Origin of the sequence: Thalassospira profundimaris, from assembly GCF_003326795.1 — a bacterium.
Taxonomy (GTDB): Bacteria; Pseudomonadota; Alphaproteobacteria; order Rhodospirillales; family Thalassospiraceae; genus Thalassospira; species Thalassospira profundimaris_C.
The window spans coordinates 161,937-185,241 of record NZ_JPWI01000002.1 but is presented as its reverse complement, the minus strand read 5'-3'; the positions used below and the strand labels follow the sequence as shown (position 1 = coordinate 185,241).

Annotated in this window: 21 protein-coding genes; 12 read left to right on the top strand and 9 right to left on the bottom strand. The window is 55.0% G+C overall.

The window, feature by feature from the left end; genetic code table 11:
* Positions 1-24: 24 nt before the first annotated feature.
* The 5 genes from atpD to TH30_RS05200 all read right to left on the bottom strand — a co-directional run bounded on the left by atpD (position 25) and on the right by TH30_RS05200 (position 5,256).
* Positions 25-1,443 (bottom strand): F0F1 ATP synthase subunit beta, encoded by a 1,419-nt coding sequence (gene atpD, locus TH30_RS05220; protein WP_114097024.1) that lies wholly within the window; start codon positions 1,441-1,443, stop codon positions 25-27.
* Positions 1,444-1,495: 52 nt separating this feature from the next.
* Positions 1,496-2,386, bottom strand: coding sequence for a F0F1 ATP synthase subunit gamma (locus tag TH30_RS05215; protein WP_114097023.1), 891 nt, complete (start codon positions 2,384-2,386; stop codon positions 1,496-1,498).
* Between the two features lie 30 nt (positions 2,387-2,416).
* Positions 2,417-3,949 (bottom strand): F0F1 ATP synthase subunit alpha, encoded by a 1,533-nt coding sequence (gene atpA, locus TH30_RS05210; protein WP_114097022.1) that lies wholly within the window; start codon positions 3,947-3,949, stop codon positions 2,417-2,419.
* Positions 3,949-4,506, bottom strand: a complete 558-nt coding sequence (locus TH30_RS05205) for a F0F1 ATP synthase subunit delta (RefSeq protein WP_114097021.1) — start codon at positions 4,504-4,506, stop codon at positions 3,949-3,951. Before TH30_RS05205 ends, atpA begins: the two co-directional genes overlap by 1 nt.
* A gap of 477 nt (positions 4,507-4,983) precedes the next feature.
* On the bottom strand, positions 4,984-5,256 hold the full coding sequence (locus tag TH30_RS05200) for a MazG nucleotide pyrophosphohydrolase domain-containing protein (protein WP_114097196.1): 273 nt from the start codon (positions 5,254-5,256) through the stop codon (positions 4,984-4,986).
* A 114-nt stretch (positions 5,257-5,370) separates the two neighbouring features.
* On the opposite strand from TH30_RS05200, the gene TH30_RS05195 reads away from it, so the two are divergent.
* Entirely contained in the window at positions 5,371-6,204 is an 834-nt protein-coding gene (locus tag TH30_RS05195) for a substrate-binding periplasmic protein (protein ID WP_114097020.1), read from the top strand.
* Between the two features lie 16 nt (positions 6,205-6,220).
* Here TH30_RS05195 and TH30_RS05190 read toward each other — a convergent pair whose 3' ends face one another.
* Positions 6,221-8,452: a primosomal protein N' gene (locus TH30_RS05190; protein ID WP_114097019.1), complete on the bottom strand. Its 2,232-nt coding sequence runs from the start codon at positions 8,450-8,452 to the stop codon at positions 6,221-6,223.
* Between the two features lie 172 nt (positions 8,453-8,624).
* On the opposite strand from TH30_RS05190, the gene fsa reads away from it, so the two are divergent.
* The 6 genes from fsa (at position 8,625) to TH30_RS05160 (ending at position 13,772) form a co-directional block, all read left to right on the top strand.
* Positions 8,625-9,281 carry a fructose-6-phosphate aldolase gene (fsa, locus tag TH30_RS05185; RefSeq protein WP_114097018.1) on the top strand — a complete coding sequence of 219 codons (657 nt, stop codon included), beginning with the start codon at positions 8,625-8,627 and terminating at the stop codon, positions 9,279-9,281.
* Positions 9,282-9,406: 125 nt separating this feature from the next.
* Entirely contained in the window at positions 9,407-10,096 is a 690-nt protein-coding gene (locus TH30_RS05180) for a DUF484 family protein (RefSeq protein ID WP_114097017.1), read from the top strand.
* On the top strand, positions 10,075-11,025 hold the full coding sequence (locus tag TH30_RS05175) for a tyrosine recombinase XerC (protein WP_114097016.1): 951 nt from the start codon (positions 10,075-10,077) through the stop codon (positions 11,023-11,025). The genes TH30_RS05180 and TH30_RS05175 overlap by 22 nt, the downstream gene beginning before the upstream one ends.
* 119 nt (positions 11,026-11,144) lie before the next feature.
* On the top strand, positions 11,145-11,750 hold the full coding sequence (locus TH30_RS05170; RefSeq protein ID WP_114097015.1) for a glutathione S-transferase: 606 nt from the start codon (positions 11,145-11,147) through the stop codon (positions 11,748-11,750).
* A 91-nt stretch (positions 11,751-11,841) separates the two neighbouring features.
* Entirely contained in the window at positions 11,842-12,333 is a 492-nt protein-coding gene (locus TH30_RS05165) for a class I SAM-dependent methyltransferase (protein ID WP_114097014.1), read from the top strand.
* A gap of 50 nt (positions 12,334-12,383) precedes the next feature.
* The gene (locus TH30_RS05160; protein ID WP_114097013.1) at positions 12,384-13,772 is read left to right on the top strand and encodes a glutamine synthetase family protein; all 1,389 of its coding nucleotides are present in this window, start codon (positions 12,384-12,386) and stop codon (positions 13,770-13,772) included.
* A gap of 51 nt (positions 13,773-13,823) precedes the next feature.
* Here TH30_RS05160 and TH30_RS05155 read toward each other — a convergent pair whose 3' ends face one another.
* Together TH30_RS05155 and TH30_RS05150 are read right to left on the bottom strand one after the other, a co-directional pair.
* Positions 13,824-14,150, bottom strand: a complete 327-nt coding sequence (locus TH30_RS05155; protein ID WP_114097195.1) for a hypothetical protein — start codon at positions 14,148-14,150, stop codon at positions 13,824-13,826.
* 562 nt (positions 14,151-14,712) lie between these two features.
* Positions 14,713-14,937 carry a hypothetical protein gene (locus TH30_RS05150; RefSeq protein WP_114097012.1) on the bottom strand — a complete coding sequence of 75 codons (225 nt, stop codon included), beginning with the start codon at positions 14,935-14,937 and terminating at the stop codon, positions 14,713-14,715.
* Positions 14,938-15,357: 420 nt separating this feature from the next.
* On the opposite strand from TH30_RS05150, the gene nadA reads away from it, so the two are divergent.
* The 3 genes from nadA (at position 15,358) to TH30_RS05135 (ending at position 17,729) form a co-directional block, all read left to right on the top strand.
* Entirely contained in the window at positions 15,358-16,380 is a 1,023-nt protein-coding gene (gene nadA, locus TH30_RS05145) for a quinolinate synthase NadA (RefSeq protein ID WP_220150277.1), read from the top strand.
* A 75-nt stretch (positions 16,381-16,455) separates the two neighbouring features.
* Positions 16,456-17,295: a carboxylating nicotinate-nucleotide diphosphorylase gene (gene nadC / locus TH30_RS05140; RefSeq protein ID WP_114097011.1), complete on the top strand. Its 840-nt coding sequence runs from the start codon at positions 16,456-16,458 to the stop codon at positions 17,293-17,295.
* A gap of 17 nt (positions 17,296-17,312) precedes the next feature.
* Positions 17,313-17,729: an NUDIX hydrolase gene (locus TH30_RS05135; protein WP_114097010.1), complete on the top strand. Its 417-nt coding sequence runs from the start codon at positions 17,313-17,315 to the stop codon at positions 17,727-17,729.
* Between the two features lie 12 nt (positions 17,730-17,741).
* Here TH30_RS05135 and TH30_RS05130 read toward each other — a convergent pair whose 3' ends face one another.
* Positions 17,742-20,345, bottom strand: coding sequence for a mechanosensitive ion channel family protein (locus TH30_RS05130; RefSeq protein ID WP_114097009.1), 2,604 nt, complete (start codon positions 20,343-20,345; stop codon positions 17,742-17,744).
* A gap of 176 nt (positions 20,346-20,521) precedes the next feature.
* Between TH30_RS05130 and TH30_RS05125 the strand changes: the two genes are divergently transcribed.
* Positions 20,522-21,511, top strand: a complete 990-nt coding sequence (locus TH30_RS05125) for a CorA family divalent cation transporter (RefSeq protein ID WP_114097008.1) — start codon at positions 20,522-20,524, stop codon at positions 21,509-21,511.
* A gap of 130 nt (positions 21,512-21,641) precedes the next feature.
* On the top strand, positions 21,642-22,769 hold the full coding sequence (gene zapE / locus TH30_RS05120) for a cell division protein ZapE (RefSeq protein ID WP_114097007.1): 1,128 nt from the start codon (positions 21,642-21,644) through the stop codon (positions 22,767-22,769).
* Positions 22,770-23,305: the final 536 nt, after the last annotated feature.

Below are 23,305 nucleotides of genomic sequence, written 5' to 3'. Positions count from 1 at the left end.
AGCCGGAGGGGGACCGAAACTGCCTTAGGCAGCTTCGGCCATCTTCTTGGCTTTTTCGATGGCTTCTTCGATGGTGCCGACCATGTAGAATGCCTGTTCCGGCATGTGGTCATATTCACCAGCGCAGATCGCTTTGAAAGCCTTGATGGTGTCTTCGAGCTGAACGAACACGCCCGGAGTACCGGTGAAGACTTCTGCAACGTGGAACGGCTGCGAAAGGAAACGCTGGATCTTACGGGCACGTGCCACAACCAGTTTGTCGTCTTCCGAAAGCTCGTCCATGCCGAGGATGGCGATGATGTCCTGAAGACCTTTGTAGGTCTGAAGGATACGCTGAACTTCACGAGCGGTCTCGTAGTGTTCCTTGCCAATCACGCCCGGATCGAGAGCACGCGAGGTGGAATCGAGCGGGTCAACTGCCGGATAGATGCCGAGCTCGGCGATCTGACGGTTCAGCGTGGTGGTTGCATCAAGGTGAGCAAACGAGGTTGCCGGTGCCGGGTCAGTCAAGTCATCGGCCGGGACGTAAATTGCCTGAACCGAGGTAATGGAACCTTTTTTGGTCGAGGTAATACGTTCCTGCAGCGCACCCATGTCGGTTGCCAGCGTCGGCTGATAACCCACAGCAGACGGGATACGACCGAGAAGTGCGGACACTTCCGAACCAGCCTGGGTGAAGCGGAAGATGTTATCGACGAAGAACAGAACGTCCTGGCCTTCTTCATCACGGAAGTATTCCGCAAGGGTCAGACCGGTCAGAGCAACACGTGCACGTGCTCCCGGGGGTTCGTTCATCTGGCCATAGACCAGTGCGGCTTTGGATTCGCCTTCCGGATTGATAACGCCCGATTCCATCATCTCGTGATAGAGGTCGTTACCTTCACGGGTACGTTCACCAACACCAGCGAAAACAGAGTAACCGCCGTGGCCTTTGGCAACGTTGTTGATCAGTTCCATGATCAGAACGGTTTTACCAACGCCGGCACCACCGAACAGACCAATTTTACCACCTTTGGTGTACGGAGCGATAAGGTCGATAACCTTAATGCCGGTAACCAGAATTTCGGTGTCGGTTGCCTGATCGATGAAGTCAGGTGCTTCACGGTGGATCGGAGCGGTTCTGGTTGCGTTAACCGGACCACGTTCGTCAACCGGCTCACCGATAACGTTCAGAATACGACCAAGGGTTTCCGGACCAACCGGAACCGAGATCGCATCACCGGTATCGAGAACTTCCTGACCACGCTGCAGACCTTCGGTGGTGTCCATTGCGATCGTACGGACCGCATTTTCACCAAGGTGCTGTGCAACTTCGAGAACCAGACGCTGACCGTTGTTGTCAACATGCAGCGCGTTCAGAATGGGAGGCAGTTCGCCGTCGAATTTAACGTCGACGACGGCGCCCATTACCTGGGAAATTTTCCCCGCCTTCTTGTTCGCCATAGGTATTGTCTCCTGCTCGGACAAAGCTATCCGTTAACTTCCTGCGACCCGCTTACAAAGCCTCGGCGCCGGAAATGATTTCAATCAGTTCATTGGTGATCTGAGCCTGACGTGAGCGGTTGTACTGGATGCTCAGTCGGTCGATCATGTCGCCGGCATTGCGGGTTGCGTTATCCATTGCGGACATACGCGCACCGTGCTCGGATGCGCTGCTTTCAAGCATCGCACCGAAAATCTGGACACCAACGTTACGCGGCAGCAAATCAGCCAGAATGGCTTCTTCGGACGGTTCGTAATCATAAACCGCAGAAGTAGCAGCAGCTTCTTCCTGTTCAGCAGCTTCTTCACCGACAAACGGGATCAGCTGCTGTGCCGTTGCAACCTGCGAAATCGCGGACACGAACTTGTTATAGAAGATCGTGCAGACGTCGAATTCGCCTTCTTCATACAGTGCCAGAACTTTATCGCCAACGTCGGAAGCAGAAGAGAAATCAATGCCCTTCTTGCCTTCGATGCCGGTATACCGGGCGACAATATTGTCACCAAATTCACGCTTGAGCGCATCTGCGCCTTTGCGGCCAACACAGATCAGCTTCACCGTCTTACCTTCGGCAACAAGTGCCTTGGCTTTCAGACGGGTTGCTTTAACGATCGACGCGTTGAAACCACCGCAAAGGCCACGGTCTGCGGTGAAGACGACGAGCAGATGCACGTTGTCCTTACCGGTACCGGCCAGAAGCTTTGGAGCGCCTTCATTGCTACCGACGGCAGTTGCAAGACGACCGAGCATCGTCCCCATGCGTTCAGCATAGGGACGGGCTGCTTCGGCTGCATCCTGTGCACGACGGAGCTTGGAGGCTGCCACCATCTTCATCGCCGAGGTAATCTTCCTCGTCGATTTGACGCTGGCAATGCGCGAGCGCAGATCCTTCAAACTAGCCATTGCGTTTCCTCCTTCGCCTAAGTTTCAGTCTTACGCGAAGGTTTTCGCGAACTTGTCGAGGAACGCTTTAAGCTTGGTTTCGCTGTCATCCGACAGAACCTTCTCGGTGCGGATCGCATCGAGGATGTCAGCACCAGCGGAACGAATTTCCGACAGGAACTGATCTTCGAAGGCGCGAACTTTGTTCACTGCGATAGCGTCGAGATAACCTTTAACACCAGCATAAATCACAACGACCTGCTCTTCGACTTTGAGCGGCGAGTACTGCGGCTGCTTGAGCAGCTCGGTCAGACGTGCGCCACGTGCCAGAAGTTTCTGGGTCGCCGGATCAAGATCCGATGCGAACTGTGCGAATGCTTCCATCTCACGATACTGAGCGAGTTCCAGCTTGATCGAGCCGGCAACCTGCTTCATCGCTTTGATCTGTGCGGCAGAACCAACACGCGAAACCGACAGACCAACGTTCACAGCCGGGCGTACGCCTTTGTAGAACAGGTCGGTTTCAAGGAAGATCTGGCCGTCGGTGATCGAGATCACGTTGGTCGGAATAAACGCGGAAACGTCGTTACCCTGGGTTTCGATAACCGGCAGAGCGGTCAGCGAGCCAGCGCCGTTTTCGTCATTCATCTTCGCAGCGCGTTCCAGCAGACGGGAGTGCAGATAGAAAACGTCACCCGGGAATGCTTCACGTCCCGGCGGGCGGCGAAGCAGAAGGGACATCTGACGATATGCAACTGCCTGCTTGGACAGATCATCATAGAAGATGGTTGCGTGCATGCCGTTGTCACGGAAGTACTCGCCCATTGCGCAAGCAACGAACGGAGCCAGGAACTGCATCGGCGCCGGGTCGGACGCAGTAGCTGCAACGACGATGGTGTTTTCCATCGCGCCGCGCTCTTCGAGAACCTTAACAACCTGAGCAACGGTTGAACGTTTCTGACCAACTGCAACATAGATGGAGAACATCTTGTCGCTGTCGGTTTTCGCTGCGTCGTTCACCGGCTTCTGGTTCAGAATGGTGTCAACGATGATAGCGGTTTTACCGGTCTGACGGTCACCAATGATCAGCTCGCGCTGGCCACGGCCAATCGGGATCAGGGAGTCGATCGACTTGATACCGGTCTGTACCGGCTCATGAACCGATTTACGCGGGATGATGCCCGGAGCCTTGACGTCAGCAAGGCGACGTTCTTTGGCACCAAGGTCGCCTTTGCCGTCGATCGGGTTACCCAGCGCGTCGACAACGCGACCGAGAAGTTCTTTACCAACCGGAACGTCAACGATGGAGCCAGTACGTTTAACCTGGTCACCTTCCTTGATCGAACGGTCAGAACCGAAGATCACGACACCAACGTTGTCTTCTTCGAGGTTAAGGGCCATGCCCTTAATACCACCCGGGAAGTCAACGAGTTCACCAGCCTGAACATTGTCCAGACCGTAAACACGGGCAATACCATCACCGACGGACAGAACCTGACCGACTTCGGCAACTTCGGCTTCAGCGCCAAAATTGGCAATCTGATCCTTAAGAATAGCGGAGATTTCCGCGGCGCGGATTTCCATCACGCAACCCCTTTCATAGCGAGCTCGAGCTTCTGAAGTTTGGTACGAAGCGAGGCATCAAAAACCCGGGAACCGACCTTGACGACAAGACCGCCAAGAACCGCCGGATCAACTTTAAGGTCCACTTTGACAGTGGCGCCAACAACTTCTTTGAGAGCGCCGGTAACGGCTTCGATTTGCTCTTGTTTCAGCTCGGATGCCGAGGTGACCTGTGCGGTTACTTCGCCATTGTGAGCCGAGAGCATGGAAAGGTAGGAATCGATAACACCCGGCAGGGCAAACAGACGACGCTTCTGAGACAGAAGTCCAACGGTCTTCTTGGTCAACTCGGAAACGCCAAGCTTGTCCAGAAGAGCCGCCATCGCCTTGGCCTGCACGTCCCGGGAAATCACGGGACTGCGGAGTACATTCCGGAGGTCATCGCTGGTTGCGATGGCCTGGTCGAGCAATTCAAGATCGCTTTTGACAACATCAAGCTGCTTGGCCGATTTGGCCAAGTCAAACAGTGCTGTGGCGTAGCGCCCTTGGAGCCCGGTCGCGGCAGTATTTTGGGACACCGGTGAAAGCCCTCAATTCTGGTTATGAGAACGACTCGGATACGTATAAAAAAATGGTCTCCCGAAAGGGTCTCCTTCCGGGAAGCGAGCGTTTGGTATCACATGTCCATGGCATGGGCAACCCCCGCGCAAGCGCATTTGGGTGCTCTTTTTCATTCTTTGGCAAAGAAGGGCCAAAACACCGCAAAAACACCCTGTTTTCAGGAGGTCGTACGACTATTTTATAAGTCGCCCTTTATCAGCAGCCGGGTTCAGATCTGCCCGGTCACGGTATTTTTGCTACGAATCCCCCGATTTCGGCAGACATTCTTTTCACCCTTCCAACCGAAATCAGACAAAAAACCCGTAAAAATGTAATCAAGTTCACAGCAGATTGTTTTTTCAGGACGCCTCTGCGACAGACGCATCCCCATTCGACACATCTTTTTTTTTCAGTGGCAATTCGCACCCGGGTGTTTGTGACACCCTATATATATGTCAAATGTGTGATCCCGTTCCGTCCCCTTTTGAAGACCATGTCCGGGACCGGTTGATCGCCATTTTCGCATCAAGCTCGGCATCAAGATCGAGATCAAACTGACTCGCCAGACGATACAGCAGGATCATGACGTCGGCGGCTTCCTTGCCGATTTCTGAAAGATCTTGGTGGTCTACAGCTTCGCCAAGCTCCTGCATTTCGAGCAAGGCCCGGTTCCAAAGCGCCTTTGGATCTTGCACCGGACCAAAAGTTGCCTCTGCCCAGTCAGACATTGTTTGCTGGGTTTCCACTCTGACGTTATTGTTTTCGCAACGGTTTTTCACTTTAAATCCCTGAAGACATCAAGTTGATTGCCGAGACTGACGCCCCACAACCGGACGGCAGAAATGATTAAGCCGAACGACACAAGCCTGCAAAGACATGCCATTTATCAAATGGGCGGCGTCTTTTTTGCGCTTTGTGTCCTGCTATTTTCCTATCACACGGCTGCGGCAAGGACACTCATCATAGAATGCCTGAACGAACCGCCCCTGAAATGGTCTTCGAACAACAAGCCGCTTGGCATTGATGTCGACATCATGACCGAAGTCCTTCGCGAGATGGGTATTACGGACTTCACATTCCGCTTCGTCGATACGGGCCGCCGGTTGCTGCACAACGCCAAACAGGGCGATTCCGATATTGTCCTTACCCTGTCACTGAATGACGAACGGGCGCGCTACCTTCTTTATCCCGACGAAGCGCATTTGTTGCTCGACTGGCGTTTTGCCATTCGCAAGGAAGACAAGAATCACATCCGTTTTTCCGATTTTTCCGACCTTGCCAATCTCAGAATCGGGGCGGCTGCCGGTTATTCCTACACGCAGGCCTTCTGGAATTCCGGACTTGATATTGAAACCGTTGCGCGGAACGACCTTTTGATCCCGATGCTGTTGCAACAACGCTTTGACGCCGTTCCGGTCAATTATCTCAGCACCGTCTTTGAAACCATCCAGTCCGGCGAGCGTTCCAGAATAGCGTTTCTGTATCCACCCCTGCGCCGGGCTGCCTATTACAACCCGTTTTCAAAAGCGTCCGACTACCCGGACAAAAAGCAGTTCCTGAACGAATATGACAGGGTCATTCGCGAAATGCGTTCTGATGGTCGGTTGCTTGCTATTTTTGAACGCTACCTTGGCCCGGATGGTCTGGACTGGTGGCAATCCCAATACTCCCAATAGGCATTCGGTAACAGGTCTACATGAAGCTGTAGGGATCAATGTCGACCTGGATCCGGACACTGCCCGGTGTCTTGACCTTGGACAGCCAGTCATGGATCAGGGCCTGCATCTTTACCCCCTTGTCCGCACGGATCAGAAAACGACGGCGATAGCGCCCGCGCAGCAATGAAAGAGGGGCCGGGGCCGGTCCCAAAACCATCAATCCGTCACCCCGTGGGGCCACGCGACCGATCCGCCATGCGGCTTCATCGACTTCGTTTTCCTTTTTGCCACTTATTATAAGTGCAGCAAGTCGACCATGCGGCGGCATCCCGTGCGTCATACGCTGGGACAGTTCCACCTCGTTAAAGGCATCCCGATCCCCCGCCGCAATTGCCTTGATAACCCGGTTTGCCGGATCCGCCGTTTGCAGGATCACCGTGCCCGGTCGATCTCCACGCCCGGCACGCCCGGCAACCTGGGTCAGCAACTGATAGCTGCGCTCTGCTGCCCGCAAATCACCACCTGCCAGACCAAGATCGGCATCAACCACCCCGACAAGGGTCAGCATGGGAAAGTGATACCCCTTGGCGAGAATCTGGGTACCGATCAGAAGATCGACTTCATGATTATGAACGCGCCTGACCAATTCGGTTGCGGCCTTGGGTCCCATGATGTTGTCAGATGTCGCCACCTCGATCCGGATATCGGGAAAAGTTTCCACCGCCTCTTCAAACAGCCGCTCGACTCCCGGCCCGCACGGGGCAAGTTTGCCCTCTGCCCCGCATTCCGGGCAGGTATCAGGTGCCTTGGCCTGATATCCGCAATGGTGACATTGAAGCTTGCCCCAGGCGCGATGTTCCACCAGCCAGGCCGTGCAGTTCGGGCACTGGAACCGGTGCCCGCAGGCCCGACACAACGTTAGCGGCGCATAACCGCGCCGGTTCAGGAACAGCATCGCCTGTTCGCCATTGGCAAAGGTTTCCACCAGCCGCTTTTTCAGGGTCGGTGTGATCCAGCGATTGCGTTCGGGTTTGTCCGAACGGATGTCGATGATTTCGACACTTGGCAGAACAGCCACGCCATGACGATTGCCAAGTTCCACGCGCTGATAGCGGCCTGCCTCGACATTGGCCAGTGTTTCAAGAGACGGGGTCGCCGATGCCAGCACCACCGGAATGCCGCCAAGATGGGCCCGCGTCACTGCCATGTCACGCGCATGATAAATCACGCCATCTTCCTGTTTGAAAGCATGTTCATGTTCCTCATCAACCACGATCAGACCAAGATCATGATAGGGCAGGAACAAGGCTGATCGCGCCCCGACCACAAGGCGTGCCGAACCATCCGCCACCGCACGCCAGGTATCACGACGGCGCGCCTGTCCGACTTCGGAATGCCACAAGGCGGGCTCCACACCGAACCGGTCACGGAAACGCTGCAGCCATTGCGCGGAAAGGGCAATCTCGGGCAACAGAACCACCACCTGTTTGCCTTGCGCAAGTGCGGCACGGATCGGTTCAAAGTAAACCTCCGTCTTGCCCGATCCGGTAATACCATCAAGAAGCGTGCAGGAAAAACTGCCCTCCTCGACCCGCGCGCACAGCGCATCGGCGGCTTCGGTCTGTTCATCAGACAGATCGGGACGCGGGATCGAAAGATCGGGCAAGTCAAACGGGGATGGCGGCGTCACCATCAGGCGCTGCACCGCACCGGCTTCGACCAGTCCCTTGACCACGCTGGCCCCGGCCCCGGTTTCACGCAGGATATCGCCCTGTTCCATCGGGGGATGGGTGCCCAAGAATTCCAGAACGCGTTTGCGCGGCGGCGTCATGCGCAGCGACGCTGCGTCAAAATCTCGGTTCAGGGTGAATCTGAAAATCGGTTTTGGGGCTTCGAGTGCGTCGGGGACGCTCATCGCCATGCGTAACACCGCGCCTTGCGGGGCCATGGTATAGGCCGACACCCAGTCGACGAACCGGCGCGTGACATCGGCCATCGGTTCGGTCGGCAGGACACCATAAATCTCGCGCAGCTTCGACGACTCGACATCGCCCTTTGCCTGTCCCCAGACCACACCGCGCTGTGTTTGACGCCCCAAAGGGATTTCAACGAAATCTCCGGGAGCAACAGACAGACCTTCGGGCACCAGATAATCATACGGCCCCGCCAAAGGCAGAGGCGGCAGCACGGAAATGGTCTGTGCAGTTACCTGAAAGGCCGGATCATCAGCAAACAGATTTCCAGATGTGGCCTTTGCGGCACTCATATATTATAAACCCCGTGAGATTGCCTGTTGCGCCGAACCGGAATTGCCGGTTTCGAGCCGTCAGGCAAAGACAAAACGGTCCCACAGCAAAGGGTCTGGTCCCGTCATCAGATGGCTCTGACCCTAGCAGCTAACCGCATCATTGAACAACAGGTCCTAAACAGGAAATCCAATGAAGTTTTTCATCGATACCGCTGACATCGACGCAATCCGCGAACTCGCCATGTCCGGCCTCGTGGACGGTGTCACCACCAACCCGTCGCTGGTAGCAAAGTCTGGCCGACCGTTTCTCGAACTGATCAAGGAAATTTGTGACGTCGTCGACGGCCCGGTCAGCGCAGAAGTTGCAGCGACCGACTACGAGACCATGGTCGCAGAAGGCCGCAAGCTGGCAAAGATTGCTGACAATGTCGTCGTCAAGCTGCCGCTGACCGCCGATGGCCTCAAGGCTTGCCGCACCTTCACCGACGAAGGCATCCAGACCAACGTCACCCTTTGCTTCTCGGTTGGTCAGGCGATCCTCGCTGCCAAGGCCGGTGCGACTTATGTTTCGCCGTTCGTTGGCCGTCTTGATGACATTTCGTCTGATGGCATGCAGCTGATTGCCGACATCGTTGAGGTTTACAACAACTATCCGAACTGGACGACCGAGATCCTCGTTGCTTCGGCACGTGGTCCGCAGCACGTTGTCGATTCGGCCCGCCTGGGTGCAGATGTTGTCACCATCCCGCCGCAGGTTCTTGGCCAGCTGACCAAACATCCGCTGACCGACAAGGGTCTTGAGACCTTCCTTGCTGACTGGGAAAAAACCGGCCAGTCCATTCTGTAATCAGGCCCAAAGCCCGAGAAACAGATAAAAACCGGACACAGCGCCGGTTTTTAACATGCATTTAACCCGGCTGCCCGCATTGTGGCAGCCGGGTTTTTTGTTTCTCATTTTTCAAGCCGGAACCGATGGAAAAGACAGCTTTGCGCGCCGACGATGTGATGGCCTACCTTACCGAACATCCTGATTTCTTCACAACGCGCCCCGACTTGCTTGAAAGTCTTGAATTGCCGGTTCGTGAACTGGGCAATGGTGTTGCCGACATGCAGCAATACGTCGTTGCCCGTCTGCGCGACGAACGCGAAAAGCTGCGCGGTGCGACCAGCGAGCTGATCAATATTTCGAAATCCAACCTCGAAACCCAAAGCCGTATTCACCGTGCGGTGCTGGCCTTGCTCAATGCACGCGGCTTTGAAACCTTTGTCGAGGCCTTGCAGGATCTTGTGCCGGAATTGCTTGATCTTGATGCGATTGCACTGTGCTTTGAAGAATGTGACGAGGCCCCGGTGCCAAGCTGTGACGGGCGTGTGCGCCGTCTGGTCGTTGGTGCGGTTGATCAGGTTCTGGGTGAAGAACAGGATGTCTGGCTGTTGCCCGATGATGCTGGTGACGAGGCCATTTTTGGCCCGCGCGCCGAAGATATCCGCTCAGCCGCCATCGTCCGGCTTGCACCATTTTATGGCGATCCGGTCGGACTTGTGGCCTTTGGCGTCAAGGAACCGGGTTATTTCAGCCCGGCACAGGCCAATGACCTGATCATGTTCCTGGCATCAGTGATCGAATTTGGTGTGCGCAGATGGCTGACCCAAACGGTCTGACCGCCCTTACATTGCCCAATGACCTGCGCGAAGCCATTGCCGACTGGCGGGGATGGCTTTGCAACGAACGACGGGCATCGGATCACACCACGGAAAACTATCAGGCCGACCTTTATGCCTTTCTGGGTTTTGTCACAGGCCACCTTGGCGCAGTTCCCGATCTGAAAGATTTGCTGCGCCTGAACCCGCGCGATTTTCGAAGCTGGCTGGCCCGGCGCAGCATGGATGGCATGGCCAAAACCTCGACGGCGCGCGCCTTATCGTCGCTACGCAATTTTTACCGTTTTCTCGAACGATCCGGGCGCGGGCAAAATGCCGCTGTGCAGTCGATCCGCAACCCGCGTCTGCCACAATCAACGCCAAAACCACTGGCACCCGATGATGCGATGGCGGTGCTTGATAATGCCGGTGTCTGGCAAGATGAACCGTGGCTCGCCAAGCGCAATCTGGCCCTTTTCACCCTGCTTTATGGTTGTGGACTTCGTATTTCCGAGGCACTCGACCTTAACGCCAATCAGCGCCCGAGCGGCGATTCAATGGTAATTACGGGCAAAGGCAACAAGCAGCGACTTGTGCCGGTTCTCCCCATCGTGCGTGACGCGATCGAGGACTATGTGCGCGCGTGCCCCTTTGCCCCGGATGGCAAGGAACCGCTTTTTGTCGGCGCACGCGGCAAGCGGCTGGTTGCCCAGGTTGCACAACGCGAAATGCGCAAGGTACGTGAACTGCTGAACCTTCCCGATACCGCCACCCCGCATGCGCTGCGCCATTCCTTTGCGACCCATCTTCTGGCAGGTGGCGGGGATTTGCGCACCATTCAGGACTTGCTGGGGCACGCGTCTCTTTCGACCACCCAGCGCTATACCGCCGTCGATACGGAACAATTGATGGCGGTTTATAATGGCACCCACCCGCGGGCCCGACGCTAGGGCCCTGTTACGCCGGGTGGTTTTGCTCCCGGATCGGTCATTTGAGAAAATTTCAGTTCCTCCGGCTTGCAGTTCCCCCTTACACTGCGCGCAACCAGTTGCCCCCATGGAGGAAAATCATGATTCTGCGTTCCAGTGCCCCATCGCCGTTTGGCCGGAAAGTCAAAATCGCTGCCAAGATTCTCGGTGTCTATGATCTGCTGACCGTCGAGATGTCCAACACCAATGATCCGGCTGATACCCTGCGTCAGCAAAATCCTCTGGGCAAAATCCCGATCCTGATCCTTGATGATGGTCGCAAGATTTTTGATTCGCGCGTGATCTGTGAATATCTTGATGCACAGGCTGATGGCGTATCCCTGCATCCGACCGAAAGCGATGCCCGCTGGGAAGCCCTGACCCTTCAGGCACTGGGCGATGGCATCGTCGATGCTTCGATCCTTCAGGTATATGAAGCCCGGATGCGCCCGGAAGACAAACGCCACGATGACTGGCTGTCCTACCAGTCCGACAAGGTCAAACGATCCCTTGATCATCTGAGTGCAAACGCACCGTCGCTTGAGGGTGACCTTACCATCGGTCATGTCGCGATTGCCTGTGCGCTTGGTTATCTTGATCTGCGCTTTGACGGTAAATGGCGCGAAACGTACCCGACGCTGGTCAGCTGGCTTGATGCGTTCCGTGCGCGTGTTCCGGCCTTTGATGAAACCAAGTTTGAAGGCTGATTTTCAGCGCCTTGCGCATGATGACGTGTGCAAGACGTCAATCCGATCCAAATAGCATTCCAGATTTTCAAAACCCGGAGCTTCACCCGTTATGTCACGTCTGAACAGCGTTATCCGCCGCCTGCAAGCCCAACGCGACTGCCTGAATGCCGCCGCCGACATGATCAAGGATTACGACGGTATCGTACTTGAAGTCGGGCTTGGCAATGGCCGGACGTTCGACCACCTGCGTGAAATCATGCCGGATCGCGAAATCTTTGTGTTTGACCGCCAGATCGCCGCCCATCCGAAATGCATTCCCGATGACGATCATCTTTTCCTTGGTGATATTTTCGAAACCCTGCCGATGGCCGTTGAACGGTTCAAGGGCAAGGTTGCCCTTGTGCATTCCGATGTCGGCACCGGGGATGAAGCCCTGAATGCCAGGATCGCAACCTTCATCGGTCAAACCCTGCCACCGGCCCTGATGAAGGGCGCAATCGTCGCATCGGATCAGAAAATTGACGTGCCCGGCACCATTGCCGAACCGTTGCCCGAAGGCGTTCCGCAAGATCGTTATTTCTTCCGGCGCTATCAGGGGTAATAATCCCCCCGTAATTGACCAACGCCATACCACCATCAGGATGCCAAGTCGTGACCACCCATAACGCCACCTCGCCCAGCGGATCGCAGCTTTCCGAAGCACAGGAATTCCTGGCCAAATATCCGGATGTCGAGGCCATCGACATTATCCTGACCGATTTCCACGGCATTGGTCGCGGCAAGATGATCCGCCGTCACGAACTCGAAGGCGTTTATAAATCCGGGCGTGGCTTGCCAAGTTCCCTGTTCGGACAGGATGTGACAGGCGAGGATGTCGATGATTGCGGTCTGGTCCAAACCGGCGGCGGCGGCGATTGCCGGTGTTGGCCGGTTCCCGGCACGCTGGGCTATCTGCCCCATACCGGACGCGGGCAGCTTCTGATTTCCATGTATGAAGAAGACGGCACGCCCCATGACGTCGACCCGCGCAATGTCTTTGGCGCACAGGTCAAGCGCGCCGAAAAGCTTGGCTACCATCCGATGGGCGCGTTCGAGCTGGAATTTTATCTGGTGGATCGCACACCGGATGCATCAGGCCTTTATCAGCCTGCATCCTATGCGATGACCAAGCGTCGTAGTGCGCTTCGCAATACCATGTCGGTTGACGAGATTGACGAAATGTCGCCGCTGTTTGATGCGGTTTATGAAGGGGCCAAGCATCTTGATCTGACGCTTGAAACCCTGATTTCGGAATATGGTCCGGGCCAATATGAAATGACCATCCGCTATCGCGATCTGATGCGTGCTGCCGACGATGTGATTATTGCCAAACGCCTGATCCGCACCTGCGCCCGGCGCTTCGGGATGGAGGCCGTGTTTATGCCAAAACCATTCGGCAACGAAGCCGGATCAGGGATGCATTTGCACCTGTCGCTTGCCGACCCGAATGGCAATAACCTGTTTGCCGATCAGGCGGACGGATCGCTCAGCCCGCTGATGCTTCATGCCATTGGCGGCATTCGTGGCACGATTGGCGAAACCATGTTGTTGCTGGCCCCGTTCATGAATTCATGGCGTCGCTTTGCCTCGGCCATGTATTCACCGGCCTCGGATGACTGGGGTGTTGAAAATCGCACTGTGGCGCTGCGCGTTCCGGGCACACCGGGTAAAACCCGACATTTCGAACACCGTATTGCCGGCGTTGACGCCAACCCGTATCTGGTCGCAGCCGTCACCCTGGGTGCTGCCCTTGACGGAATTGAGGGCAAAATTGATCCGGGCAAGCCCAGCGAAGATGAAATCGGCCACGCCAAGACCCCGAATGACCTTCCGCGTCACTGGCTTGAAGCCATCGACCGGTTCGGGGCATCGGATTTCAACAAACGTACCCTAGGTGCCCGGTTCCACACCGCATTCACCAAAATCAAGCAGGCCGAATACGAGCATATGGCACTTAAGGTCAGCGCCGCCGAGTGGGAATATTACGGATTTTCGGTTTAAGGTGCCGTCCGGTCAGATCGCACTGACCGGAGTCACTTCAAGAGCGGGAATCTAGAAAACCCGCTTGGCACGATTGTTCGATTTGCGCGCCGAAAACGCGACTTGCGGGCGTGCATCCATTGTTTTCTGATCGCGCAGATATGCGACTTCAAGATCGCGCGGATCGACGCTCAGCACGCGTGAGGATTCCGGGCGGTCCGAATTCGTATAAAGGTGAATCTGCGTCGACACCCATTGCCAGGTGGGATAGGTCAGTTTTTCATCCTGCGTTTCCTCGGTAATGACCTTGTAAGAGCCAGCAGGAAGAACTTCTGCAAGGCCGCGCATACTGAACGGGCGTGCAAAATTCAGAACTTTCGAAGTGGTACGATTTGTCAAAAAAGGCTCCTTGCGCGGAAACGCACGTTGGGCAGGCCAAACGAGCAGGAACATTCCCGCTGTCAAACACTTGGCTTGGATTACAGACACGTCAGAGGTCTCGAATTAACAACGGCCACATGAATTCAGGCCGTCGAAACCTCGAATTATCGAATAAATTTTTAGAATAATTCCGGATATTTTTGAAAAATCAAAAAACACATCCAGTTTTCACTGTATGAATATTTTTCATAAATTTACAAGTTCGTTATTTTTTATTTATTTAGGGAAAATAACTACCGGGTAATTCCCAATATTAAAAAATCATTATTCGGATATTTCTTGATTCTAACACACGAGAGGAAAGGTAAAGTTACATTCCAATCCCACTTTACTGCCTAAAAATCAGTATAGATCCGCATTTCGGCGCCATATTTGCCAGAGTTCAACTATCCGAATACGAACAACGGCCGCTGAATGCTTCAACGGCCGTGAGACGATCTAAAGTTTTACGGTCTGCCCCTGCGAAGCTTTCCGGTTCGTCATTTCAGTCAAACAGGCAATCTCAACGCCGGTTTCAGTTTCAGTAGCTCAAGTCCAGACCGAGCATCCTGCTAAGAACCAGAACGAGGAGCCCCACGCCCGTCAACGCGAAAACGAAGCCTGCTGTAATCTTGATTCCGGCACGCAGTACCGCCTGCCGACCCAGCTTCTCCCCTTGATCGTAATGCCACTTGATGGCGAAGAACATGGCCGTGACCAAGGCAACAACCTTAAATGTACCAAAGGCTATAGGAACCCAATCCATATCTAAAGACTCTCATGTGCATTCGTTACGGGTGTTATGATCGCATCTTGGGCAGACGCACACTTCTGATTGTGCAACGCTGATATGTAAAAGCTGATAGCGGTTTTTCACCCCGTGAATGGGCCAGCACATCAGCACCCGATCAGACCAAAATACCGCTAAAGCATTTTGGCCCTTAAAGGACGTCATGCCCCGCCCATTTTAATAAACTGCCCCCGACATAGAATGGCACAGCCACCCCTTCACTGAGATTTATCAATCAGCTGTATCATTTCTGATGCATGGCCGCTCTTTCTTGCCGCCCTATTCCTTGCCATCCCGGTCTAATGGCGATATTCAGGTTCCAAACTGTCATTAACTTGCAATGCCGGGCCCCGCGACTTATCTCCGGCTTGCAAACAGGCGAGATGAGACGACGCCATGAATGAAATGATCACCATTGCCGAAGCCTCGGCTGACGCAATGTCGGAAATGCAGATTGATCCGACCCTTGATCTGGAAGCTGAGATTCAGCGTCTGAAAAAGGAAAAGAACGCGATCATTCTGGCCCATTATTATCAGGATGGGGAAATTCAGGACCTTGCCGACTTTGTTGGCGATAGTCTGGACCTGTCGCGCAAGGCTGCCGAAACCGATGCCGATGTTATCGTGTTCTGCGGCGTGCGTTTCATGGCCGAGGTTGCCAAAATCCTCAGCCCGAACAAAACCGTTCTGCTGCCGGATTCGAAAGCGGGTTGCTCGCTCGAGGATTCGTGCCAGCCAGAACCGTTCCGCAAATTCCGCGAACAGCATCCTGATCACGTATCCATCACCTATATCAACTGCTCCGCAGAGGTGAAGGCCGCGTCCGATATTATTGTGACCTCGTCCAATGCGGCCGAGATCATTGACCAGATCCCGGCAGACAAACCGATCCTGTGGGCCCCTGACCGCCATCTTGGCACCTATCTTGCCAAGAAAACCGGTCGTGACATGACGCTTTGGAACGGCTCGTGCATCGTGCATGAACAGTTTTCCGAACGCGAACTGATCCGTCTGAAGACCCAGAACCCGGATGCCAAGATCGCAGCTCACCCGGAATGTCATGACGGTATTCTGAAACATGCCGATCATATCGGTTCGACCCGCGCGATCCTGGAATATGTGATCAATGGCCCGGATCAGAAATACCTGATCGCGACCGAACCTCACATCATCCACCAGATGGAAAAGGCCGCCCCGCACAAGGAATTCATTCCGGTGCCCGGTGCCGACGGATCATGCGCATGCAACAACTGCCCGTTCATGGAGCTCAATACGCTTGAGAAGCTCTATCTGTGTCTGGTCAATAACGGTCCGCAGATCGTGATGCCCGAAGACCTGCGTGTTGCAGCGGTCAAACCGCTTGAACGCATGCTCGAAATGTCAAAAAACATTCCGGTCAAAAAAGACACGGCAGCCTAGGCCAACTCACCTCACAGCCCCGCAAGATTTGCGGGGCTGTTTGCCATTCCCAACGCATTGAAAACGGCCCCCACCATGACCGTCCTGACCCAGGCTGAAATTTCCGAATTCATCGACCGCGCCTTTGCCGAAGACATCGGAACCGGCGACATCACATCTGATAACGTCGTACCCGCCGATGCGCGCCTTCGTGTCGCGCTTGAAACCCGCGAAGACATCGTGGTTGCGGGACTTGATATTGCGCTGGAATGTTTCCGCAAGCTGGTTCCTGATGCCAAAATCGAAAAGCATTGCGAAGATGGCGACGCTATTGCGGCCAAGGACGTTCTGGCCGTGGTCGAGGGTAATGCACGCGGCATCCTGACCGCCGAACGCACAGCCCTTAACACCCTTCAGCATCTTTCGGGCATCGCCACCACTACGCGGACCTATGTAGCGGCCATGGGCGAAACATCGGCAAAGCTTCTTGATACCCGCAAGACATTGCCGGGTTGGCGCAAGATGGAAAAATATGCAACCCGTATGGGCGGCGCACAAAACCATCGCATGGGCCTGTATGACGGGGTGATGATCAAGGACAACCATATCGGTGTTGTCGGATCGATCACCAGATGCGTCGAGGCCGCCCGTGCAGCCAATCTGCCCAAGATCGAAGTCGAATGCGACACCCTTGATCAGGTGGCAGAGGCTGCAATGGCCGGTGCTGATATCATCCTGCTGGATAACATGGGCCCGGACATGCTGCGCGAAGCCGTTGCCATTGTTGATGGCCGCTGCAAGACCGAGGCATCTGGCGGTGTAAACCTTCAGACCATTGGTGCAATTGCGGCAACCGGCGTTGATTACGTCTCGGTCGGGCGCATCACCCAGTCGGCCCCGGCGGTCGATATCGGACTGGATGTGGCGATCCTGTAATCGCCCCTGATTGCCAAATGGAAGATCGCGATACAGACATCCCGACCCTCAAGGTCATTGAAACCGCCAACTGGATTTTGCGCGATGGCGACAAAATCCTGTCGGTGCGCAGTCGTGGTCGTGACCGGTTTTATCTGCCCGGTGGCAAGATTGATCCGGGCGAAACCGCCCGAGATGCCATCATCCGCGAAGTTGCCGAGGAACTTGGCGTCACACTGATTGACGACAGCATCCGTGAGATTGGTACCTTTAGCGGACGTGGGCACAATCAACCTGACGGGGCAATTGTCCGCATGACCTGTTTTAGTGCCGATTATCACGGCACCCTTGCCCCGGCACGCGAAATCGCCGAGCTGCGCTGGCTGACCCAGCGCGAGCGCGATCTGATGGCCCCGATGGGCCAAAAGATCACAGCTGCACTTTTTGATATCTAGGACATTCCCCGCCTAGCGCGGCGCATCCCCGTCTGGATCACCACCAGCATCAGGAATGTCACGCCCGGACGCATCGCGATCACGCGAAATGTCCTTGGCCGATGACGACGGTGCGGCCTTTTGGTCCGCGCCATGCTCGATCTCGTCATCCGAGGTCGGTGTTTCGTCAGGGACCGAGGGCGCTGGCACCGGTTTGGATCGCACAGCCCCTTTACCGGCATCGCGAATGGCATCCGTCAGCTTGTCAATATCGCGCAGATTAAGATCACGCTGCGGGAACGGAATTTCGATGCCCTCATCGCGGAAGCGCTGCACAAGCTCAAAGCGGATCGAGCTTGCCACTGCAATCACATCGCCAATATCGCGCAGGAAATAGCGCAGTTCAAAATCAAGCGAACTGGCACCGAAATCCATAAAGATAACCTGCGGGGCCGGATAACTCAGAATTTCGCGACGCTTGTCGGCCATTTCGAGCAGGATTTCGCGAACCTTGTCGACATCGGCCCCATAAGATACCCCGATCCGGATGATGCCGCGGCCCGACCGTTCCTTGAGCGTCCAGTTCAGAACCCGGTTGGAAATCAGCTCCGAGTTCGGAATGACGATGGATGAACGGTCAAAGGTTTCGATTTCGGTTGCGCGCACGCGGATGTCCTTGACCAAACCCTGATCGGCGCCGACCACAATCCAGTCACCAACCTTGATCGGACGTTCCACCAAAAGGATCAGACCCGATACAAAGTTGTTGACGATACTTTGCATGCCAAAACCGATACCAACCGAAATCGCACCGGCGATGATCGCAAGGTTGGACAAGTCCATCCCGGCCGCCGAAATGGCCAGAAGCACGGCAAGACAGATCCCCGCATAGCCAAAGATCGCCGAAACAGAATGCTGCAATCCCTGATCAAGCTTGGTGTTGGGCAGGACACGGGTGCTGAGCATCCGCTGGAAAAACCGCATCAGGCCCAGCACGATCACAAACATCAAAGCCGCAAGCAGGATCGAGCGCAGCGAGAAATGAATGCCACCAACCTGAATGCCGACAAAGGCCTGCTGAACCGCAAGGATCAGATCCGTCCAGGCAATGTCGGTAAAGATCATCACTGCGACGGGCACGGCAATCGTCACCATCACCACATCGATCAGAACCCGGAGCCAGAAATACAGCGTGCCATGTACCGCATCCGTGGTTTTGCTGTCTTCACTGGGTTCCGGACGCACCAGATAGGTATGCATCAAGGCCCGGAAATAACCGCGCAGCAGCCAGTAACAGGTCAGAAATGCCAGCCCCATCATCAGGTTTTCAAGAATGAACCGCGCCAGCGCGACATATCCCAGCACCATCAGAACCGGCATCAGGATCGCAACGGCCTTAAGAACCCGGCGGCTGCGACGCTCCAGCTTGGGCCAGAATTCATGACGGTCTTTCTCGTCATGGACCCAGAACGCCCCAAGTGACGAGATGAACAGCAGGACCGAAATCACCAGAACATTCGAGATGCTTTGCACAAGGGCGATTTCAAGTGACGTTCCAAGGGTGGTCGCCCCCTGAAGCAACACCATGTCCCAGGCAAAGATCACCGCAACGACAAGCGAAGAAATCCCGACAATTCGCGCCCCACGCGGCGTTGTGCCCGCGCGGCGCAGTGCAGGTGAAAACGGGGAATGAACACTGCGGATCGCCGCCCCGACAAACAACAGGAAAAGGGCCGCGGCAAAACATTGATGGATGAAGTCACCCATCGCCCCCTTTAACAGGGCCTGACGGGAATCAAGAATGCCGTACGCGATCAAAAGGGCAATACCGGGCACCATCGCCGTAAACAGAAAACGGGTTCCCGAAATCAACGCCACCCGGTCTTCCTGTGGCACGGTTTTCCAGCCACCGGGCATATAGCGCAAGACAATGACTTCGCCACCAATCAGCGCAGCAATCACGATCACGGTCATAAGAACGAGACCCGGCGCAATTTCGGCCAGCTCGTCAGCAGCCTGTCCGTCGACCTCAAGATTGGCATACCGGGCCTGAACCATACTGGGCAGGCGCACAATTTCACTCCACGCCGTCAGCCAGACACCCGGATCAAGCGGCACATCAACACGCCCGAGAATGCGTCGTGTAAAGCGTTCGCGCGCCAGTCCGGCCAGTTGATCAGAAAGCTCTGTCGCACGGAAATCAACAAGTTCCAGTTGCTTGATCACGCCGGTTACGCGCGCGATATCCTGACCTATGCGTTCACGTTCACGCGCTACAGCCGGGACTTCTTCCTGTCCCTCGGCCGGGGGATCCCCCAGTTTGCCAAGGGCCGTCTTGAAACGTTTCAGGCGTTCTTCGGCACGGTCCCGAAGGGTCACGATGCCAAGATGGATTGCTTCAAGTTCATCACGCCCGTCATTGATAAAGCGATTGGTGACTTCGTCCCTGGTGATGGTCTGTTCAAGGTCATCAAGGGCCCCGTCCCATTCCGATATGCGGTTCTGGGCATTTTCCAGTTCGATTTTCTGAACGGCATCCGGCCCGTTATCGTTGCTTTGCGCCGTCACATTCTGTGCCGCCATTATCGCAAACAAACAGATAACAAAACCTGCGAACACGCGACGAAGTGAAGTCATGCCTGATGATCCATAATGATATCCAAAGACCGGTATTTGAACGTTTTTCGCGATTTGTAAACAGGTTACACTGAAGACTGTAACGAATCATCTAACGTTTCGTTCCCATGGATTGATGAAAACGTCATCAGCTCTTTGCCCGGACGATGTCAGGCAAGACAATCAAGGAGCCCCCAATGAGCAAACCGGCCCTGATCAACGCATTTGAGATCAGCCACACTGGCACTGCCAAACCGGTAGAATGGGCAAACCTGCAAGACAGCCTGCCGACCCCGGACGAGAATGCCTATTTGTGGGTGCATCTTGACTGGATGGGCGACGGGGTGCGTGACTGGCTGATTAATATTGTCGGAATTGATCCCACCATTGCCGATACGCTGGCCACCCGCGGGACGCGCCCGGCGGTGTTCTTCTATGATCCCGGATATTCGCTGAACCTGCGCGGGGTGAACCTGAATGCCGAAAATGATCCGGCCGATATGATTTCGGTACGCTTCTGGGTGACGGCAAACATGGTGATAACACTGCGCAACCAGTCCCTTAAGGCCTTTGATGATATCCGGACGGCAATTGCGGAAAACAACGCACCGCGCAGCATTGATGACTTCGTTCTGACCGTTGCCGAACGGCTGGTTTTCCGGCTTGAGAATCTTGTGCGCGGCATAGAGGAAGATGTCGATGCCGTCGAGGATGATCAGGAAACCGTAGCCGAGGGTAAAACGCTTCCGCTGCGCCGTCGCGGATCGGATATCCGCAACACGGTATCGCGTTTGCGTCGGCATATGGCGCCGCAGCGCGATGCACTTTCAAACTATGTCGAACAGAAACCGGCATGGTCGGACAAACGGTTCAAGCGGCGCGCCCGCGCGCTTACCGATAAAACTGTGCGACTGGTCGAGGAATTTGACTCCCTTCGCGAACGTCTTCAGATCGTCAATGAAAACCTGATGGCGATCGAAACCGAACAGATGAACCGCACCATGTACTGGCTGACCGTGATCGCCGGACTGTTTCTTCCGATCAGTTTCGTGACCGGGCTTCTCGGGATCAATGTCGGCGGCATTCCCGCCGCAGACAGTCCGTTTGGCTTTATCGGGGTGGTGGTTCTGCTCGCTGCCTTTACGGCGTTCGAGATCTGGCTGTTCAGGAAAATGCGCCTGATCTGACAACCCTTTTGTCAAAGTCTGCGCAATCCAGGGGGCTGAAATGCAAAGCCCCTTGTTGCATTGCAATGCGTCTTGGCGCTATGACAGTTCCCGTTCTGAAGATTCCTTTCACTGCATCCGAGATTTGTTGATGACCGACGGCCCGCTTTCCCGTTATCGCGCGAAAATCACCAATGGTGAGCTGTCTCATGATCCGATGCAGGAACTCTGCGCTGAAAAGCTGCAAAGTCTGAAAAACGCATTGTCGCATTATGAACCGGCAACCGGAACGGGTGGCTGGCGTGAACGGTTTGGTCTGACGCGCCGTCGCGATGAACCGACCCCGCCGCTTGGGCTTTATATTTACGGCGAAGTGGGCCGTGGCAAATCCATGCTGATGGATTTGTTCTATGAAACCATCGACATTGAAAAAAAGCGCCGGGTGCATTTTCACGACTTCATGCAGGATGTGCATGAACGCATGCACCGGTATCGCCAGACCAAGAAAAAGGATGATGCCGACCCGATCCCGCCCATCGCCAGGGACCTGGCCGATGGTGCCTGGTTGCTGTGCTTTGACGAAATGCAGGTCACCGATATCACCGATGCAATGATTCTCGGCCGCCTGTTCGAGCAACTGTTTGAACACGGCGTGGTCATTGTCACCACATCGAACCGTGTGCCCGATGATCTTTACAAGGACGGTCTGCAACGCCAGAACTTCCTGCCCTTCATTGACATGATCAAGCGCAAGCTCGACGTCCTTGAACTGGCCAGCCCGACCGATTACCGCATGCGCAATCTGACGGCAGCAGACGTGTTTGTTTATCCTGTGGCACGCGATGAGGCCGCTGGCAAAATTGACGAAATGTTTGCGACCCTGACGCATGGGGCGCGGGTCGCCCCAGACAGCCTGACCATCAAGGGCCGCAAGATCGAAATTTCCGCAGCCGGTGCCGGTGTTGCCAAATTCACCTTTGATGAATTATGCACCCGCCCGCTGGGTCCGGGGGACTACATTGCCCTTGCCACCCATTTCCATACGATCGTGATCGATTTCATTCCGAAACTACCGGACTCGCGTCGCGACTGGGCCAAGCGTTTCGGCACGCTGGTCGATGCCATGTATGAACATAAGGCCAAACTGATCTGTGCCATCGAATGCGACCCGAAAGAGATTTACACTGACGGGGATTATTCATTCGAATTCCAGCGCACCGTGTCACGACTGACCGAAATGCGCAGTCAGGAATATCTCGATATGGCGCATTTGACGTGATTCTAGCTGTCTAGCAGACGGTCTGTATCCTGTCATTGCGCCATGTCAAAAACGACTCCACCCACCAGAGTTTAAAACCGTTGCAATAATTCGCCGCATGGTCGCACTTCATCAGGCGATTCTTGCGTGAGGCATGTCACAAACGCAAAATCACGCAAAATTCGTCGTATTAGCGTTTTTTCGAATACGTGTGCATCGCATGGCTGATGGCAGTTTCATGCAATGCTGGGGTGGCATAATCATGATCGCACGCCCGAATTCGCAGCAAACGCCCAGACTGCCTTTCCTTTAGGCAGCCCGCAATCGCAAACAGGCTTTGGTTTTGCTGCGCATTCATGCGCGTTCGCAATCGCAACATGAACGGTTTTTAAGCGTTTAGACCATAGTTGCAATAAACCGCGAACCGGCGGTTTTCCTCGTAAAAACAGCGGGGTTTCCCCTTGTAAATCGGAGCGATTCAGTTTACGACACTCGATGTTTACGAACGATTATTTCGCGTTCGCAGGTTTAAATTTTCAATCGCGCTCCCAAGTTGA